This is a genomic window from Legionella sp. 227 (assembly GCF_043161935.1).
GTDB lineage: Bacteria > Pseudomonadota > Gammaproteobacteria > Legionellales > Legionellaceae > Legionella > Legionella sheltonii.
This window is the reverse complement of record NZ_CP171154.1, coordinates 798414-816023: the sequence shown is the minus strand read 5'-3', so window position 1 is coordinate 816023 and position 17610 is coordinate 798414. Positions and strand designations below refer to the sequence as shown.

Below are 17610 nucleotides of genomic sequence, written 5' to 3'. Positions count from 1 at the left end.
TCAAAGTCTCTTAGCTTGGCTATAAAACACTGATGTTCCTGCATCCAGCGGCTTTGTTGAAAATCGTATGTCATTCCCACGATGGCGGGAATGACAAAAAAGCAGTTGGGTAATCTGCGTATCCCTCCAAACAATTTATTCAACAAAGCCCCTCACGCTAGAGACTTTGCAGCGGCTCTTAGAGTTACAACGTAACAAGCACGCGTCCTTTGTTTGTTAAAATAGTAGTAAAGTAAACGTTGAGGCTATCAAATGATTTCTGTAATTGCGCAAAAATATTACATGTGATAATTTGCTTACTTGGATCAATTAAAATTTGAGACACCTGAACAGATTCCAAACGTGGTTCATAACGCAGAATGGTTTCTTCCAAATGAGCTCTTAATTCTTCTTGATAAGCAAAAGAGTAATCCTCAACAAGTATAGGTAACTCAGATAATCCGTACTCCTTATCAATGGGTACGCTACCTTGTCTTGTGGATAAGATTTTTTCAACGTGATTGCGTATGGATTCAATCAGTATGGATGAATCTAATCTAGCGGATAAAAGAGATCCTTGACGAGCATAGCGACGAACTCGTTCCGTTAAACGCTCTTCTCTCATTAACCAACTCGCATTAATTTAGTTAAATCCCATCCAAATTCTTGATTGTTCTTCTTATCCATTACTTTATAAACTGTGGGGCGCATATCCACAATAAATAGAGGGCCTGCTGGATGAGAATAGGCGTAATCTACCTCTAAGACTTTGGCTTTCTCTAGAGTAATCTCAACTGCGGCTTCAACTTCTCCCGAAGCACTAGAACGTAGGCAATGGATAATGGCCGAATTGATGTCCTCGCCGGTAAAGATACTTTGAGTATGGGGTACAACGCCTGCCTGATCCCACAATCCAGTGAGACGAAAATATTTGCAATCGGGAACGCCAATCAGTTGATTTTGCGCATCGAATGCTCGCGTGATGCGTTGTTTAAAATCAAGGAGAGTGACCCATCCTTCATATCCTTTTACAGTACTGCTGCCTTTCACGACTCCGGAGGCCTGAGTAGTAATTTTTGCCATGAGTTTATACTGAGTCCTAGCAATCTCAGAGTCTGGTAACATAGGTAATATGGCTATGTCATTGCCTTCACTTTCATTTGAAGCCACTTTTATTCTCCTTGTTTAAGATCGAGACTACCCGTTAATTGTAATGTGATGTAAGCACCCATGAATTTAAAATGAGGTCGAACAATTAAGACACATTTATACCATCCAGGCTCACCAGGAACATCTTCTACATTCACTTTAGCAAGTCTCAATGGTTTTTTTGCTCTGACTTCGGGGACTGGATTATCCATATCAACCACATAGCCATTAATCCACGTATTTAACTCCCGTTCTATATCATCACGTTCTTTCGCTAGACCAATTTTTTCACGTTGTATCACTTTCAAATAATGAGCAAGTCTGCAAATGATAAACATATAAGGAAACTGAGTTCCTAATCTATAATTCGTTTGAGCTGTTTTACCTTCAGGGGTATCTGGAAAATGTTTCGCTTTTTGGATTGAGTTTGCTGAGAAAAACGCAGCATTGTCTGCCCCTTTACGCATCGTGAGTGGAATAAATCCTTGCTCCGACAACTCATATTCACGTCGTTCGGAAATGAGTAATTCAGTCGGGATTTTCGTTTGAATTTCACCCATTGCCTCAAAAAAATAAGAAGGTAAGTTTTCAACTGCCCCACCGCCTTGAGGACCAATAATGTTGACGCACCAGCGATATTTGGCAAAACTTTGAGATAAGCATCCAGCAAAAGCAAAAGCACTATTTCCCCATGAAAAAGCATTTTCGCCAGAACTTACATCTTCCTCATAATTGAATGAACGAACCCCATAAGTGTCTTTACCGTAGGGCATTCGTAACATAAAACGAGGTAAAACCAGGCCTATATATCGTGAATCTTCAGATTCTCGTAAACTGTGCCAAGGGATGTAAACAGGGCTTTCAAATATTGCTTCGATGTCATTCAAATGAGGTAATTCAGACATTGATTTGATGTTGAAAAATTCAGGACTCGCTGCGGCTATGAACGGAACATGGGCCATTGCACAAACAGCCGCAATATTTCGAAGCAGCGTTACATCTTTATAACTTGGAGTAAATGAGTAATTACCAATGATGGCACCATAAGGTCTACCACCAAATTGCCCATATTCTTTCGTATAAACTTGTTTATACAAGCCTGATTTAGGAATTTCTGGCGCATCAATAAAGTCATCGAACAGTTCATCTTTTGATACATGGATGAATTCAATCAAACTGTTTTCACGGAAATCGGTACGATCCACTAAATATTTTAAACTGCGCCATGCAGATTCGAGTTTTTGAAACTCAGAATTATGGAGGATTTCATCCATTTGTACCGAGAGTTGCTTATCCAATATTGCTATCACGTCATCCACTAAAGCAGGTGTCACAGTTTCATCGGTGCGTTTGTTTTCAATAATATTATCTATAAAAGCAAGCAAACCTTTCTGGGTGAGGGCATATTGCTCTTCATCCTCAGTAATATTGGTTCCTGCAAATAACTCCTGCAGCGCTTTTTCTTCTTTTTTCTTAGCATTATCTTGTGCATCAGCCATGGCTGTCTCCTTGATCCTGCGGCTCTATTTTTGGGGGCCTATTTCTTGTCCTTAATTTCCTTGATGAGCGCCTCGCGTGCTGCAGAATCTTTAACAATAGCATCCAGTCTGCGTCGAAACTCCGGAATATTTCCAAGTGGGCCCTTTAGTGCTTTTAATGCTTCTCGTACCTCAAAGAGTTTTTGTAACTGTGGGACTTGATGTAGGATTCCATCAGGATCAAAGTCTCTCATTGTTTCAAATTTTAAATCAATGCTTACCGTATCGTCTTTGTTTTTGCTAAAACGATTGGGTACGCGAAGGGATAATTTAATGTGGTGTTCTTTGAGCACGTCATTAAAATTGTCTTTGTTGATATTTACAGTGCGGCGCTTTTCTAAAGGAGTGTTGTCTCCTCCAGGATAAAACTCTCCGAGAACGAGTTGTCGTAAAGGAAGTTCAATCTCCTCCTCAACTCCTTCTATCAGCGCTTTATAAACAATATTAATACGTTCTTTTGGAGCGACAGATTGTTCCTTGTTGGTCATTTTTTATCCTTAATAAACCGAATTCATTATAATAAAAAATCCTGTAATAATAAAAAATTAGCATATATTTCAAGATTTACAAAATTATTCCAGAAACAATTTGTTCCTTCATCCCGAGGGGAACGTGGGATCTCCCCTCCGGACGCACAGCCAGGGTATGGATAGCCTTCGCAGTACTCGGGATGAAGGAGTATAAAACCCAATCCTAATTATTGGATTTATTCTTTTGATTCTGCGATATAACCTGGGGTATGAATAGTGGGGCCTAATACGTGGCCTGTATCAGCTAGTTCCACTGTCTTTCCGGCTTTTGCCAAAACAGGAGAAACAAGTGATTCATTGGCTTTACCCAGCTGATTGATCAAAGTTGCTCCTACCTCTGCAGTCGCTTCCAATCCAGGAATCTCCTCTTTAGCGGCAACCCAAGCAGCTGCTGCCGATGCTCTGAGCGTTGCGGTTAAACCCGTAGCCATTACCAATTCCTCTTCAACAATAGCCTCAGCCATGGCTGCTGCCGCATCTGCTGCTTCCCCAGCGCCAGGACCGAGTTCTACTTGGGGGCCTCCAGACATCTCGCCTGATATATTGACTATGGCGCTTGCCAAATTGATTGTTGGCGCCGCTAAGGTTATAGCCGTTTCTGCAACAAACTCAAGTGCAGGTGCTTGTAAGGTAATTGCGCCATCGGTAATGGTAATGGAACTGGTACCTACTGTCAGTGAAATGCTTTCTTCGGCTTCCATCATCACCACTGGGGCTGTTTTTAAACTCGTCGAACTGTCTTCTTCATAACGCCAGCCACTAGTAAGTTTCACTTGAAATCCAGAAGTTACATCGATGGTGGCACCGGTTCGTTCTATAAAATCAAGTCCCAAGACTGATTGGGTTCGTGCACCATAATAAACATAATAAGCCGCTCCTTTGTTCGAATAAGAAGTAACACCCCAGACATCAGTGAAGTTGTTACCGCCAATATTCTGCGCCTGATGTCCGGATATGTCACTTATCGAGTTTTTTTCAATACGTTGATATGCATTACTTTTAGTATTAAGAAAAAAACCTGCATCAAGTTGTGATTCAAATACATTATCAGTACCCAGGGTTAAGGTGGTTTCATTATGGGGTGTTGAAAGCTGTATCCCTTTAGTATCGCCATCCTGTTCGTTGATAAAGAACAGATTTTCTTCTTTAGTATAAAGCCCCATATAATTTTGATTTTTTGAGGTAATCACATTTCGATGGGTGGAATTATTCACTGTACCCAATAAGATCGGTAGATCAGGATTACCAAATTGAAAACCGATGAGTACTTCATCGCCTTTACGAAGAGGCAGGCTAAATGCGTATTGGTCGCCAATATAGGATTCCATTTTGCGCACCCACCCTGATCCTTTCCCTGGCTTGTCCTCGCTAATCGCAATTCGAAATTTGTAGAATCCTTTTTTGCTGATTTGGACGGTATTATCATCGCCCTCATGATCGACAAAACCGGGCAACATGCCCTGGATACGCGGAGTACGATCTTGGATGGTCTGTCTGTAGGCGATGGATTTATTGATCGCTTTATACTCACATTTAAAATAATCTTCATGGTGGTGTTCCTCGCCACTGTGAAGCGATGCAAAGGAGCGCTTTTGCGAGCCATGATAAGTACTTTCAACAATTAACATCGGAATATTTAATGAAGCCACTTTGAAATTTTTATGGTGAATGATTGTTCCTGGATTAATGAAAGATCCTGAAGAAATTCCAGTTAAAATTTCTTTTTTCCATTGATAACTTTCGCTAATAAATTTCGCTAATTGCTGATTCTCCTGATTGCTTTTAATGTTCTCCGCCCAATACAATATTTCGCCGTGGCCCATTGCATCAATAATCGCTTTTGAAGAATAGGGTTTTGATGATTGCTCTGAATTATAAGCTTTGACGGTCACCTTTTGTGGCAGTGCTTCGGTAGTCAATTGAAAATTGTATACCAAATTTGCTGTAGGGTTATTTTGACTGGCCATAGTATAAGACTGGTAATACATTTCATGGATGTCTTGATTACTCTTTAAAGTAGAATTGGCATCGGTTATGACTAATTTTTCCTCGTTTTTATCCTGAGTAAAATAATAAAATAACCCTTCAAACTCCATCCACCGGGTAATAAAATCCCAATCCATTTCATTGTATTGAAAAATAAACTCTCTGGGTTTATGTTCCATTATTAAGTCGAGTTCAACTTGCGTCATTCCATTTTTATTTAATATGTGTTTAATGACTTGAGGTATTGATTTGTTAAGAAATACTTCTGTATTTCGGATGTGTTGTAGACGATGAACTTTAGGCATGAATTGAATTTTATAGCGGTGATACTTATCGTAATTATCCAGTTGAGTAAAAGATACAACCTCACCATTTAACGGAGTTGTTCCGCCGCCTTTTTTAGCAAATTGTAATTGTACTTTTTGACTCATGACTTGTTGTGCGTGAATGGGGGGTTTGCTCACAAACTCAACGGTAAAGCGATATAATGAGGAAATAGCCAGGGTGCCTGAAAATTCGATGACAATGATTTCTGCCGGAGCACCGCCTGGAATTTGTAATTTGGGCATCAATACCTTGGCTTGCATGAAGACTCCTGTGCCTCGATCGTTAAGGTGTACGAAAAACAGCCTGTTCTCAAAAAGAATGAGGTTTTTGCACTCTAAGTGGATGCATTGACAATAACGAAGGATTCTCATGCATGTCAAGGTAGATAGATACCTCCTGTCTTTTTCATGTAAGCTCATTGACAACCAATAGTACATCCCGCATATTATCTGCAACGCTCGAAGTTGATTGTTGCATTAGGACTATTCTTCAAAGATGAAGATATTTAAAGATAAATCACATACCGTAATCACCTTCAATTACCGACATCAGGGCAAATCAAAATTAGCCATTACGATCATGGCCATGTTTTCTTTCGCAAAACAAAATCAATTCCTCAGTTATGCTGATTTTTGGCGTGTCGCCAAAAAAACATTTAACTTTAAGGAAGGAGAATTTATTGATTTACATATGGCAAAGCAAAGAGCTGAGTTTTTGGTTAAAGGCTCCTGCTACAGCTATGAAAGTGAAACTCGCCAAAGTTTTGTGAAAGTCACTTTGGACAATCAGGAAAAACAACTGACAGTATGGGGTGACAGGCGATGGCTAAAGGATGAGGAACAGTATCGTTTATCTCAAGCAGATCATTTCACAACAATACCGATTACTTTAAAAAACGCATACGGGGGGATGGATCATGAGCTCAATCCCGATGGGAAGGGATGGGTAAAACAAACAGAGACCATCTGCGAAATAAAGGTACCGAATGTGGAATTACCAGGGCAACCGATAAAGCAGCCTACAGATACCCCTGCGCCTGCATTATTATTGCCATACTCGCCAACTTGTACGCACCAACTGAGTCACTTCGGAACGATTGATAATGAATGGTTACGCAATGAAAGTCCTTACTATCCCTCAGATATTGATTGGCTCTATTTTAATCTCGCTCCAGCAGATCAACAAAGAGAGATTTTCTTTAAAGGGGATGAACGGTTTTCCTGTATTAATATGCATCCCGAGAAAAAAATCATCGATGGTCAATTGCCTGGATTGCGTCTACGTTGTTTTTATAAACGGATTAATAGCACCGATCGCCTCAGTGAACTACAGGTGAATTTGGATACTATTTGGCTATTGCCTGATCAAGAAAAGGGAATACTTATTTGGCATGGCATTATCGATACACAAGATATTGCTGCTAATGATATTGAGTTTATTAATAGTGTGAATGAGGTTTTGGCCGAAACACCTAAGGATATCGATTATTATGCGAACCGGCGTAGCAAACCCAAAGAGGTAATCCCTAAAAAAATACCCAGTGATTCCAAAACTACGAATCAATCCATGTTAAGGGGATTGGGTTTTAATTTAGATGAAGAAGTAAATGAAATAGCTGAACATGTGTTTCCAGAAAGGAAAAAATATTTGCAGCAGAATCAAGCAGTTAAGATATTTCAGGGAAAAACCCCTACAGAGTCTCTCATGGCAATGGAACAGTACTTTAAAAATCGCAACCAAGCATTTCCTGCCCCCGCTTCTTTAAAAAATATGCTCAGGGCAGAATCACACCCTGAAAAAATCCCTTATGGAGGCAATGGCCAGGGGAGGCAATTTCTGGATTTTCTTAAAAAGCAGATTACGAATAGAACTTCTCCAACATCCGCTCAATCTGAAGAATTAGGTCGGTTTAAAAAGCTGGAACAACAGATTAAATATCTGGATCAAGTCAGTGCAATAACTCAATTTAGAACAGGGGCCGTGCGCACATCAACCTATTCACGTGAGGCAGTTGTTACAAGTCTAAAACAGGGAAAAGATTTTTCTGGAGAAAATTTGGCTGGAATTGATTTATCTGATTTGGATTTATCAGGAATTAATTTATCAGGCTGTAATTTGAGCGCATGTAACTTGACTCGAACGAGGTTAATCCACGCCAATTTAGCAATGGCCACATTATTCGATGCTCATTTATCTGAGACACAGTTGGCTCATGCCAATTTAACCAACGCCCTAATTAAAAACTCTGCTTTAGATGGAGCAAATTTTTCGGAAAGTTGTTTGCAGCATGCATTGATTGAGGACTGTTCTGGTAAAAAGATTAATTTCGCAAACGCTATTTTAAATCAAGTGCATTTTAAGAAATGCCACTTTCATGAAGGGCACTTTGTTGGCATAAAAGCTAATTTTCTTGATCTGGTAGACTGCACATTTGAGGGGAGTGATTTTACTGAAGCGAGAATGCAATTTGCGAATGTTCATCAAGGCCATTGGCGCTCGATTAATTTCTCCAAAGCGGATTTGTCGCATGCGCATTTTGTAGGAATTCAATTATCGGATGTGGTCGGAAATAATCTAATCGCACCTCATCTTTCACTCACTAATTGTGCTATTGAACATCTTCTTTTAGAGAACAGTCAGTGTGAGCGTCTTAGTTGTAAATGGTCAACCATTTCTGAGAGTACTTTTTCTAGTAGTCAACTAACCCGCGTCAATTTTCAGAAGGCCAAGCTAGCGCAAAACCATTTTATCCAATGCAATTTGGCTCATCTACGTGGCAATGAACAAACCAAAATATCAATAAGTCATTTTGAACAATGCAATTTGAGCAATTCGGCCTTACTAGGTGGTCATTATGAAGGCCTTACTGTGATTGACTCCAGCTTGGATGCCTCCCAGGTGGTACACAGCACCTGGAAAAAAGCAATGTTCCGCAAATGCAGCGCTAAAAAATTCAGGTTTGTGAATTCAACCATTGATTCATGTTCTTTTCAGGACATCAATTTTTTTCAGGGTATATTCCATAGTTCAACGTTTGACACAACGACATTTAATCATTGTAATTTATACAGTATCGCGTTCACTGATTGCCAAAGGAAGGAAGTGACAATCGAGGATTGCCTCGTGAAAAATATTACTTTAAATCAGGAGGAACAACCCTCATGAATGCTGAAGAATTGGCAACAAAGCTGGCGCAAAGAAAAATCATTCAAAAAGTTGTGTTGGAGTCTATAACCATTGAAGGAATTGAGGCGCTGCGCGCAGTATTCGTGGAAGTTGAATTTAAGAATGTGGTGTTTAAGAATGTGAGGTTGATAGCTTCTGTCTTTGAAAAATGTCGTTTAGAACACGTTACATTTGAAGCATGTACTATGCAGTTGTGTACGCTTACTTCCTGTACCATAAACCATTTAACCAGTATGCACACCAATTGGAATGCTTCTATGTTTCAATTAAATGAAGGTTCCATTAATCTGCATGCAACAGAATCTAATTTTTCGAATAGCAAATTGCTTGGGCATAATTTGCAAAAGAGCCATTTTAAAAATTGCACCTTAAATCAAACGAATTTTTCAAAATGTGACTTATCTAAGTCCGTTTTTATGAATTCAACCATGGAAAAAAGTACCGCAAAAAACGCACGTTTTGTTTCTGTTTTATTTGATAGAGTTAATTTAACGGCAGCAAATTTTGAGGCTAGTGAATTCAATAAAATAAAGTTCAATCACTGCAATCTTTTTAGAAGCTTATTTATTGAAGCGAAGATTTATGAGTCTGATTTTTCTGTAGCCTCAGGAATAAAACAGATCAATTTATTTAAAGCAACAATTAATCAAACTACGTTTAAAGGAATGGACTTGGCACCAGCGGTTTTGCAGAAAACTCAATTAAATGGGGTTGATTTTTCTCATTGTCACCTCAATCAATGCAATTTGAGTCAGTCCCAAATAAGTCATTGTTTTTTTGTTGCTGCCGATTTAACTCAGTCCTTGTTTGAAGAGTCCGAAATTCAGAATTCTTCATTCACTAAGGCGGTACTCAATTACGCTCGCTTCAATAACAGTCATTTAACGGCTTGCGACTTCTCCGAAGCAAAATTAAACCTGGCTTCTTTACACCATGTTACTGAAGAACAGGTCAATTGGACGCATGCAGAGCGCGATAATGTATTGACAACAAACCCAGAATTATTGGAAGCAGAACAGTGGTCATAGAAAGAAAAAAGGAGTCCATAATGCTTGAACCTGAATTAACAATTACCGGCACTCAAGGTGAATTAGTGAAAGGAAAAATTAAATTTTTTTCAGGTGATGGATATCATATCTTGACTCAAGGTCATTTAGTGAATGCTCAACCTGCATTTTCATGCGTTATTACTCCTCTAGTTGATGATGAAGTGTTGTTGTTTAAAGAGGCAAATAATTATTATATTTTGTCGATTATCCATCGTCCAAAACCTGCTCCTGTGACCATGAAACTAGGGGAGCACTTGAGTCTTATTGGCGAGAATCATGATTTAAAATTGAATGCTCCTCATATTCATTTGGTTGCTCAAGAAACCATAAATTTAAGTTCGTCCACCCAAAATATTGATTGCAATCAGGGGACATTTTCAATAAAAAATGCTTCATTCAAAGGGGATGTACTTAACTTTTCATATCAATCATTAAATCTGATGTGCCACTACATTCAAACGATTAGTGACACAATCAATACGCAAGCAATACGTTTTTATCAGCAAATCAATGAACTCGAGCATCAATTAATAGGCCACTTACGTAGTATTGTAAAACACACCTATCGGATCGATTGTGATGAAATGGAAATTTATGCTCAGGGTGATGCAAAGATTGCAGCGAAACAAGTTCAGTTAGGATAAGCAAAATGACAATGGCGTGTATGATAGGTGGAGAGGTGATGACTCCGGGCCCAATTGATGTATGCAAAATGCCCCCGCGTGGAACTCCTAACCCGTTTATGAATATTGGTACCTGGCTCACCTGCGTTGATTTCGTGCCCACGGTATTAATCAACGCATCCCCAAGCTGTAATACGGGAACTATTATTCCTGAATCGAATGGGGATCAAGCGGGGACCATGGGTGGCGTTATTTCAGGAACATTTATGGCTTTAGTGACCCCCTTAACCGGGGCCTTTAATGTACTTATAGATGGCTTACCCGCAAATAATCTTGGGATGACGGTTACTTTGTCAAATGATACAAACACCATGGGCATTTATTCGGTACCCTCGCAAACAGACGTTATTGCGCTGTAGATTGGTAGCCTGGGTTAGGGGTAAGCCATACTTCGGTTAGTCATTATGTGGACTGAAGTCCAACAATCCCGGGTTACGTTACGCTAGCCCAGACTGCGATTACTCTCGTTACGGTCCGAGTATTTATAAGAGTTGGGCCTTGGTCCAACCTACGGCTGCGGCAAATTGAGAGAAAACCTCTAAAATATATGATTTTACAAGTGAGGCTTAATTTGGTCATAAACAGAAGTTTCTATCCCAATATGGAAAAAGCCATCGAAAGCATGTAAGGGTAAGTCCATTACTTGCGCAAAAGTATGATAGATAGAGTTACTATTAATGGTCGCAGATAGAGGAATAGTGAATCCAGCGAAAGGATAATCAAGATCCAAATCATTGATTGCCTTCACAGCGTTTATTGCGCGTAACCAATGGTGCACGCAATCCTCTTTTTGATACACGGTGAAGTAGGCATGAATAGGCAGTGCAAAAGAACTTAGTGTTAAACCATATTGATGAGCGAACCGGGTATCATAAGTAAGACCATAGGCCCTTAAACTATGATCTCTGCGGTAACCAATAGGTACAATACATCCAGTACTTCGTGACATAGCAAGCCCATGCAATTGGGCGATTACCGTATTTCGCTCCAGATCTCTTAAAATCCAAAAGTCATGCACAAAACGATTAAAATAAGGGATTGGTAAACGAAACATAGCCGCTTGAATGCAATAGCTCATAAAAATCTCCCATTCAGTCGTGTCCCTGATGGAACTTCCTAATCTCTTTTTTTCGTGATCACTCATACATTGAGTATAGGACCTATTACATATTGAGTAACAGTCCTATTTTGTGAATTATGAACCTAAGAAAGCGTTAAGGATGGATGTGCTAAAATTATTCAATATGATTAATATTAGAGAGTTTAATGGCAAATCCTCTATCCAGGTTATCTGGATTTAATAAAGATGTGCGTTCGCGTTTGAAGAACGCAATACGTACGATTCTAAGCCTAGATGAAGAATACATCAACTACGATTGTTATAATGCATTTGATATTTTAACAAAGGCTGTCTGGCAAGCCGAACTTTCTAGCCTGCGCACCCATACAAAATATTCTGTTTTAGATGTTCTTACCGATGAGGACTTACTCAAAGTGATTGCTGAATTTGAAAAATCACTTCCCAACGTTTTAGCCGCTCTCAAAGAAATGAAGGCGAAGGTGGAGCCCCTTAAGCAGCTGGAACAACAAACGCAAGAAATAAAAAAGACGATACAAGAAAAGGATGGGACAATTGATAAAAAGCAAAGAATATTTGCTACGACTCCCATTCCTAAGGAACCCGGAGGCTGGAGCATTTTTATCGCCGATAAGAACCCTGGACCATTGAAGAGTATATTTTTATTTTTTGTACCCCAAACATCAATCGAGACGGCGCAAAAAATATGTCATGACTATGAACTGGCATCGCAAGCTCGAGAGGGATTGGTTGCTGAAATCGCAACATTAAGAAGGGAAAATACAACGTTAATGTCTGATTTAGATTCAAAACAAAAGCAAATTAAGGAACTAACATCAACGCAAGCAGCTTTTAAAAAATTAGGAAGAAATATAACAATTTTGCAAGATAATTTTAAAGTACTAAAAGAAAATGCTGCTTTGCTAATACCTCCTGAACAACAAGAGCATATGGCTCAAACTTTAGCGCGTCAACAAAATGAGAAAGACGATGATTTGCAGTTTTCCATGGAGATGTAACTCATTGGCTCAAATCAATGAGAAGCGATAGATCAAGCTTGAGCCGCTCTCCATCTGTCTATTAACTGCAAAAGCAAGACTCGATTTCAAGGTAACGGTTAAAACAACCCCATTATTAACATAAACTATGCCTTCCCACTAAATCTACGGATGTTGAATGTCTATGGTGTTGTTTTTTCGTTTTGAAAAGCCCATGGGACTCCAATGATGCACCTATCTCAGTATTTTGATTTTCCTCAGAGCGACCCTCAATTTCTACAGGATGATCAACGGTTAAGTGGTGATGATTTTCTGCGTTGTTATTATCCTCTCCTGGATTGCTCGTAATTTCTCTATCCGTTTCGGAATCATTGTCAAGCTCTGAAAAGTGACTAAACTCTGAATCGCTATGAGTCCCTGAACTATTATCCAGTTCATGGTCTATTTTATTCTGAGCATTTGTTTTACTTCGCAATTGTTCACGTAAGTATTCAGCCACTGCCGTTTGATTGCTTGCAGCTGCTTTATTAACAGCCATTTTTAATGATTTCTTTTCGGGCGAATTGGTTGAAAGTTCACATAAATAACGAACAATATCGGGTTTTTTATGTTTTACTGCTAAAATTAATGCCGTCTCAACAGTACGTTGGTTAAGCGCGCTCATTTCATAAGTACAGATACATCCAACACTATCCAGTTTCCCCATTTTCACTGCGAGAAGAAATGACTCTCTTATAGCCATTTTACTTGGAGCATGTTGATGTGAACGACATAATTCAATAAATATTTCTACCCGGTTATTTTTAACTGTCTCAAGCAATGCTTGATTGACACCGCGTTGAGTCGGCTGATTTGGGGTAGTCATGGAGCAAAAAAATTGAACAGATTCTCGCTTTCCTGCTTTTGCTGCGGCTACCAGCCCATGATTTATTGAAGATTGTTTTGGAGGGTTAGTGGATAAATTACATAAATGACTAATAATGTCTATATGCTCATAGATACTTGCTTGTGCCAAGGCTTCTCCAAGTATTGCTGGGGGGAATTGTTTAGAAAACTCACCAAGGCTTTGAACCACGGGTAAATTGCCCTCTTGGCACGCTTTTACAAATACGCGCTGAATGGTCTGCGCACTAGGGGCATTGGTTGATGAAAGGCAAAGTTTTTTCATTGCCTCCAGCTGCATGGTATTTGCGGCGTGGGTAAATGCTTTTTCGGTAGCCACAAGAGAGGGGGGATTTTTCTCTGATTGAGCGATAAATAGGGCGATATCCCAATGCCCTAGTTCAATCGCTGCCTGAAACAGCTTATTAATCCCTGATTGTTTTGGCATATTATCCGCAGAATAATAAAACAATTGAATAACACCCAGTTGATCATAGGTAATTGCCGCATTGAGAATGTGAATCAGTTCTGTTGAGGATGGCTCATAATCATAAGTGTTTAAAAGATACTTTATAACGTTTAATTGGCCTTGTCCTGCAGCCAAGAAAATTATTTTTTCGAGCTCCGCTGAGCTCAATTGTACCTTATTGTTTCGACAAAGATGATCTACAACGCGCCATTGATTTGCTCTTGCCGCAGTTCTTATCGCTTTATTCAATGCGTTGGGGGCAATTTGATCTTCTAAAAGAGCGATTAAACCCAAATTGCCATGTTGGGCCGCTTTTATAAAAATTGTTTTGCCTTCATATTCTTTTTCTGCCCAATTAAGCCGTTGTATTGGCTCATCTTCTAAAAGTTTAAGAATTTGTTCTCGGATGAACTCATCATCGATGACGGCAAGAATTTCAATCAAAACGCGTTCGTACTCACTGACTTCATCAGCAACTACCGGCGCTAAAGACAGGGCATCGATAAAGGCATTTAAATCAAAATGTTCCCCATGACAAAGAAAAGCGACTTCAGCTATTTTTGCTTGAAGAGCATATTTATTATCGAGTTCGAACTTTGCCTGTGGTTTGATTAAATCCAATACGGTAAGTTTGCGAGTTGCATTAAGCCAGGTATCTTCGATGAGATGATAATTGTCGCTACTTAATGCGGGTTCGCTCGTTTGGGCGATAATGCACGTATTCACGTATTGCTTTATTGCTTCACTTTTTTGGTCAATGATTCGCCCGCAATCTGGGTATTTTCTTAACCGGCGTAGTAATTTTTCGTCTTCCAGCAACATGGGATGGAGCGCAAGGTTATCGAGAATTGCCTCAAATACACGTTGAGTCACAGGATTTTTTTCCTTAGACAACATCGAGAATAAGGCCATCAATTGAAAAATAATTTCGGGATCCGACGTATTTCCTAGCGTGATTTGTTGAATAAAGCGAGTTACATTTTCTTCATTGATATGCTCTAAAAGCTTCGGTTTATAGGGTAATAGATAAAATACCGCGCCTTCATTATTGGATAAAAGTTGTTGTGCGGTATCATCATCGATTAAATGAGCCAGGTGTTCTAAAGTTTGAGGGGAATATTCCCGAGCAACAAGAGCAATAATAGTCGGTAACTCATGCGCAATAACTTGAGGTTGATTTAAGGTTTGGTTTAATGTGTGTAACCATTTTGAATTATTTTGTTCCTCTGAAGTGATCGCCGCGATAAGAAATTGTTGGCCAAAGAGTTTGTGTAACGCTAAAAAATTGGTTGGTTTTAAAGAAAATTGTAAAGGGGGTACTGAGCGAGAAATATCCTGTAATTTATTCTTGCTCAAAGTTCCGTCGAGTGCATAGTGCTGAAATGCTTGCTCATCGCTACGTGTTTGTTTCGCTGCTTCCAGGAGGGGCTTGGTTTCCGGAAAGTGATTGAGTAGAGCAAATAAGTGAAAAATTTCATTGTCTTCCGAGTACAAAGTAAATAAATGGTATTTAAGAAAGTCATGAAATAAGTAGGTTTGCAGAATTTGTTTCGTAGTGACATTACGCTGTAAAAGCCAGAGTATTAATGCAGCAAACAACTCGGGTTCGCTGACCCATTCTCGACATAATCCAATGATTCCTAGTGGATTTTTTTGATTGGCTAATTGTTCGTTTAAACGAATTAAATGGTTTTCAACTTGTTTAATTGCTTCATTACGTTTTTGTTCATGCAACTCAAGCACAACGCGTTTTTGAATTTCAGGATGATTTTTAAATAAAGCTGCATTGCCTTGATAAAAAGAAAGGAGTTTGTTTTTATCTGTTTGCAATAAGGCAAAAAATAATTCATTCCATCGAGCGCCTAGATACGCTATTTCCGGTTGAGATTTAGATAACACATATTGAAATGTGATTAAAAATAAAGAAGTTGCCGAATCTTCAACAAATTTTTGGCTGCAAAATTCAAGATAATCCATGAACCCTTGGTGCTGTTCTAATTTGTTTATCAGTTCATCTGTTTTTTGGCTATTGAATTTAGCAAGGCGTATCTCCGCCAAAAGTCTTCGGTGTGTTGTTTTTGCTTGGATTTGTTCTGATTCGAGAAGATCTCTGGAAAGGTAGTGATCGGAAAGATGAAGTGATTCTTCATTGGCATGAAGCCAGTTAAATAGCTCATTAATGATCATCTTTTGGCTCGAGCGGGTAAAGATAGCATAAGATGTACTACAAATAATCTCTAGTCAAGATATTATTTGGACTTTAAGATGCTATTTTGTTCTTGGTGTTATTTTAATACATGCTTTATTTAAAATGAATCTAAACAGCAATGAAATTAGCCAAAATAAAATAAGAATTGAGAAAAAATTGTGTCAAACATGGTGAAGATGGATGGAAAAATTTGATGAGATCCTATCTCAGGGGGCAGCGCCTAGAGCCCTCATCCTATTGTCGGAAGAATAGGGGATACTCGGGGTGAGGGTATTCTCAAGTTAAAATAAATAATGGGCTAGTAAATCTAATGGAAATACAAAAAAATTAAGTCTGATTAATTGGCATAACCAGACTTATATTGCAGACTAATACGAGGAGAGTAACCACATCCTTGTGGCATAGCGTCTTCCATGATGCTATAAATTCCCTTTAAGACATCCACTGTCATTCCTCGTTGATTTAAGCATAACAAACTGTTCTAAATTATCATCGCTTTTTTATCTCATATTCGTGTAAGAAATTTCTCAAAGTGACAGTACAATAAATCCTTATCAATTTTTAAAATTGAGGTAAAGTATGGGAACCTAACTCCATTGCTCAATTGCAGCAAACGGTACAAATACCTTCAGGCTTCCCCAGGAATTACTCCAGAACACATCACCATCAGTTCCGTCGCCATCCGAGTATCCCCATACCCATAAGTTATACAAACGATCACTCGTTGCTTGAAAATAAAGTGTACTTTGGGCTACGGGAAATAATTCGTCATCATCTGAGTTTGAGTGATCTTCAGACCAACCTGTTCCATCACTCCATAGTTGAAAGCGGGGATCTTGTTCAATACGAACATCATTACCATTAAAATCAAAACTAATGATCCGAATTGCAAGAAAGCCATCACTATGTGCCGTGGGGCCCAAATTGGACCAATCGTGCCATGCAAAACTGTATTTTATAAAGGGCGAAAAACGAACCCAGGTACTCTCAGCAATCGGTCTAAAAAATATCCCCACACCGGAAGCGCCTAATGCGGTACCACCACTAAAAACACTGTAGTCAGCGATAAAGCGACCATCTGCCTTGGATGCCTCTGCTTGGCCTCCTGTATTATCATGAACTAACGAATCAAAGGTCCATTCAAAATCATATGGAGGAGCGGTCACAATAAGCAATGAGCCACTTTTTATTTTGGGTTTTATTTTAGGATAGGTCGGTAAAACCAATTTAGTCTTTGAATGCTCAGATATTTTCCGCAATTCCTTAAGACTTTTTTGTGCCTCTTTATCTTCATAAATGAGTTTCGCTAAAGGGTTAAAAATGGTGGTATAATGCTTTAATTTCTCCGCATTGATAGACTCACGTAAGTCCATCTTTTTTTTGAGCTCTTGCTCTATGTAATCCATTCCTTTTAAAGCAATATTTTGTGAAAAAGGTTTGCCATTAATAGCAACAATCCGCTGGCGTGTATCATCATGATTTCTATCGTCCATGGCTTCTCTCCTTGAACTGGTAACTCCTTCCTAGGAGTTAAATTTCCTCCTCTT

Annotated in this window: 13 protein-coding genes and 1 pseudogene; 6 read left to right on the top strand and 8 right to left on the bottom strand. The window is 39.1% G+C overall.

Annotation, left to right across the window (positions count from 1 at the left end):
• Positions 1 to 184: 184 nt before the first annotated feature.
• From tssE to ACF8MK_RS03520, 5 genes are all read right to left on the bottom strand, one after another.
• Complete coding sequence (tssE, locus tag ACF8MK_RS03540; protein WP_392538188.1) at positions 185 to 604, bottom strand: type VI secretion system baseplate subunit TssE; 420 nt, start codon at positions 602 to 604, stop codon at positions 185 to 187.
• A complete protein-coding gene (locus tag ACF8MK_RS03535) occupies positions 604 to 1149 on the bottom strand; it encodes a type VI secretion system tube protein Hcp (RefSeq protein WP_028382584.1) in 546 nt (181 codons plus the stop codon). Before ACF8MK_RS03535 ends, tssE begins: the two co-directional genes overlap by 1 nt.
• Before the next feature lie 2 nt (positions 1150 to 1151).
• The gene (gene tssC / locus ACF8MK_RS03530) at positions 1152 to 2627 is read right to left on the bottom strand and encodes a type VI secretion system contractile sheath large subunit (RefSeq protein WP_392538187.1); all 1476 of its coding nucleotides are present in this window, start codon (positions 2625 to 2627) and stop codon (positions 1152 to 1154) included.
• A 38-nt stretch (positions 2628 to 2665) separates the two neighbouring features.
• Positions 2666 to 3154, bottom strand: coding sequence for a type VI secretion system contractile sheath small subunit (tssB, locus tag ACF8MK_RS03525; protein WP_265710766.1), 489 nt, complete (start codon positions 3152 to 3154; stop codon positions 2666 to 2668).
• 218 nt (positions 3155 to 3372) lie between these two features.
• Positions 3373 to 5769: a type VI secretion system Vgr family protein gene (locus tag ACF8MK_RS03520; protein ID WP_392538186.1), complete on the bottom strand. Its 2397-nt coding sequence runs from the start codon at positions 5767 to 5769 to the stop codon at positions 3373 to 3375.
• A 235-nt stretch (positions 5770 to 6004) separates the two neighbouring features.
• Between ACF8MK_RS03520 and ACF8MK_RS03515 the strand changes: the two are divergent.
• From ACF8MK_RS03515 to ACF8MK_RS03495, 5 genes and pseudogenes are all read left to right on the top strand, one after another.
• Positions 6005 to 6841, top strand: a pseudogene (locus ACF8MK_RS03515) (DUF2169 domain-containing protein); the annotation flags it as partial.
• A gap of 234 nt (positions 6842 to 7075) precedes the next feature.
• The gene (locus ACF8MK_RS03510; RefSeq protein ID WP_392538911.1) at positions 7076 to 8674 is read left to right on the top strand and encodes a pentapeptide repeat-containing protein; all 1599 of its coding nucleotides are present in this window, start codon (positions 7076 to 7078) and stop codon (positions 8672 to 8674) included.
• On the top strand, positions 8671 to 9723 hold the full coding sequence (locus ACF8MK_RS03505) for a pentapeptide repeat-containing protein (RefSeq protein WP_392538185.1): 1053 nt from the start codon (positions 8671 to 8673) through the stop codon (positions 9721 to 9723). Before ACF8MK_RS03510 ends, ACF8MK_RS03505 begins: the two co-directional genes overlap by 4 nt.
• A gap of 20 nt (positions 9724 to 9743) precedes the next feature.
• On the top strand, positions 9744 to 10388 hold the full coding sequence (locus ACF8MK_RS03500) for a DUF3540 domain-containing protein (protein WP_392538184.1): 645 nt from the start codon (positions 9744 to 9746) through the stop codon (positions 10386 to 10388).
• A 5-nt stretch (positions 10389 to 10393) separates the two neighbouring features.
• Positions 10394 to 10786, top strand: a complete 393-nt coding sequence (locus ACF8MK_RS03495; RefSeq protein WP_265702014.1) for a PAAR-like domain-containing protein — start codon at positions 10394 to 10396, stop codon at positions 10784 to 10786.
• A gap of 194 nt (positions 10787 to 10980) precedes the next feature.
• On the opposite strand, the gene ACF8MK_RS03490 is transcribed toward ACF8MK_RS03495, so the two are convergent.
• Positions 10981 to 11505, bottom strand: coding sequence for a hypothetical protein (locus ACF8MK_RS03490; protein WP_392538183.1), 525 nt, complete (start codon positions 11503 to 11505; stop codon positions 10981 to 10983).
• A 188-nt stretch (positions 11506 to 11693) separates the two neighbouring features.
• Between ACF8MK_RS03490 and ACF8MK_RS03485 the strand changes: the two genes are divergently transcribed.
• Positions 11694 to 12524, top strand: coding sequence for a hypothetical protein (locus ACF8MK_RS03485; RefSeq protein WP_392538182.1), 831 nt, complete (start codon positions 11694 to 11696; stop codon positions 12522 to 12524).
• A 115-nt stretch (positions 12525 to 12639) separates the two neighbouring features.
• On the opposite strand, the gene ACF8MK_RS03480 is transcribed toward ACF8MK_RS03485, so the two are convergent.
• Both ACF8MK_RS03480 and ACF8MK_RS03475 read right to left on the bottom strand, forming a co-directional pair.
• Positions 12640 to 16041, bottom strand: a complete 3402-nt coding sequence (locus ACF8MK_RS03480; RefSeq protein WP_392538181.1) for an ankyrin repeat domain-containing protein — start codon at positions 16039 to 16041, stop codon at positions 12640 to 12642.
• A 609-nt stretch (positions 16042 to 16650) separates the two neighbouring features.
• Positions 16651 to 17556: a hypothetical protein gene (locus tag ACF8MK_RS03475; protein WP_265702018.1), complete on the bottom strand. Its 906-nt coding sequence runs from the start codon at positions 17554 to 17556 to the stop codon at positions 16651 to 16653.
• Positions 17557 to 17610 lie beyond the last annotated feature (54 nt).

What these genes read in the sequence shown, in the direction of transcription:
- tssE (WP_392538188.1), bottom strand. Translation starts at nt 604, where the DNA reads ATGAGAGAAGAGCGTTTAACGGAACGAGTTCGTCGCTATGCTCGTCAA.
- tssC (WP_392538187.1), bottom strand. Translation starts at nt 2,627, where the DNA reads ATGGCTGATGCACAAGATAATGCTAAGAAAAAAGAAGAAAAAGCGCTG.
- tssB (WP_265710766.1), bottom strand. Translation starts at nt 3,154, where the DNA reads ATGACCAACAAGGAACAATCTGTCGCTCCAAAAGAACGTATTAATATT.
- ACF8MK_RS03520 (WP_392538186.1), bottom strand. Translation starts at nt 5,769, where the DNA reads ATGCAAGCCAAGGTATTGATGCCCAAATTACAAATTCCAGGCGGTGCT.
- ACF8MK_RS03510 (WP_392538911.1), top strand. Translation starts at nt 7,076, where the DNA reads ATGTTAAGGGGATTGGGTTTTAATTTAGATGAAGAAGTAAATGAAATA.
- ACF8MK_RS03505 (WP_392538185.1), top strand. Translation starts at nt 8,671, where the DNA reads ATGAATGCTGAAGAATTGGCAACAAAGCTGGCGCAAAGAAAAATCATT.
- ACF8MK_RS03500 (WP_392538184.1), top strand. Translation starts at nt 9,744, where the DNA reads ATGCTTGAACCTGAATTAACAATTACCGGCACTCAAGGTGAATTAGTG.
- ACF8MK_RS03495 (WP_265702014.1), top strand. Translation starts at nt 10,394, where the DNA reads ATGACAATGGCGTGTATGATAGGTGGAGAGGTGATGACTCCGGGCCCA.
- ACF8MK_RS03490 (WP_392538183.1), bottom strand. Translation starts at nt 11,505, where the DNA reads ATGAGCTATTGCATTCAAGCGGCTATGTTTCGTTTACCAATCCCTTAT.
- ACF8MK_RS03485 (WP_392538182.1), top strand. Translation starts at nt 11,694, where the DNA reads ATGGCAAATCCTCTATCCAGGTTATCTGGATTTAATAAAGATGTGCGT.
- ACF8MK_RS03480 (WP_392538181.1), bottom strand. Translation starts at nt 16,041, where the DNA reads ATGATCATTAATGAGCTATTTAACTGGCTTCATGCCAATGAAGAATCA.
- ACF8MK_RS03475 (WP_265702018.1), bottom strand. Translation starts at nt 17,556, where the DNA reads ATGGACGATAGAAATCATGATGATACACGCCAGCGGATTGTTGCTATT.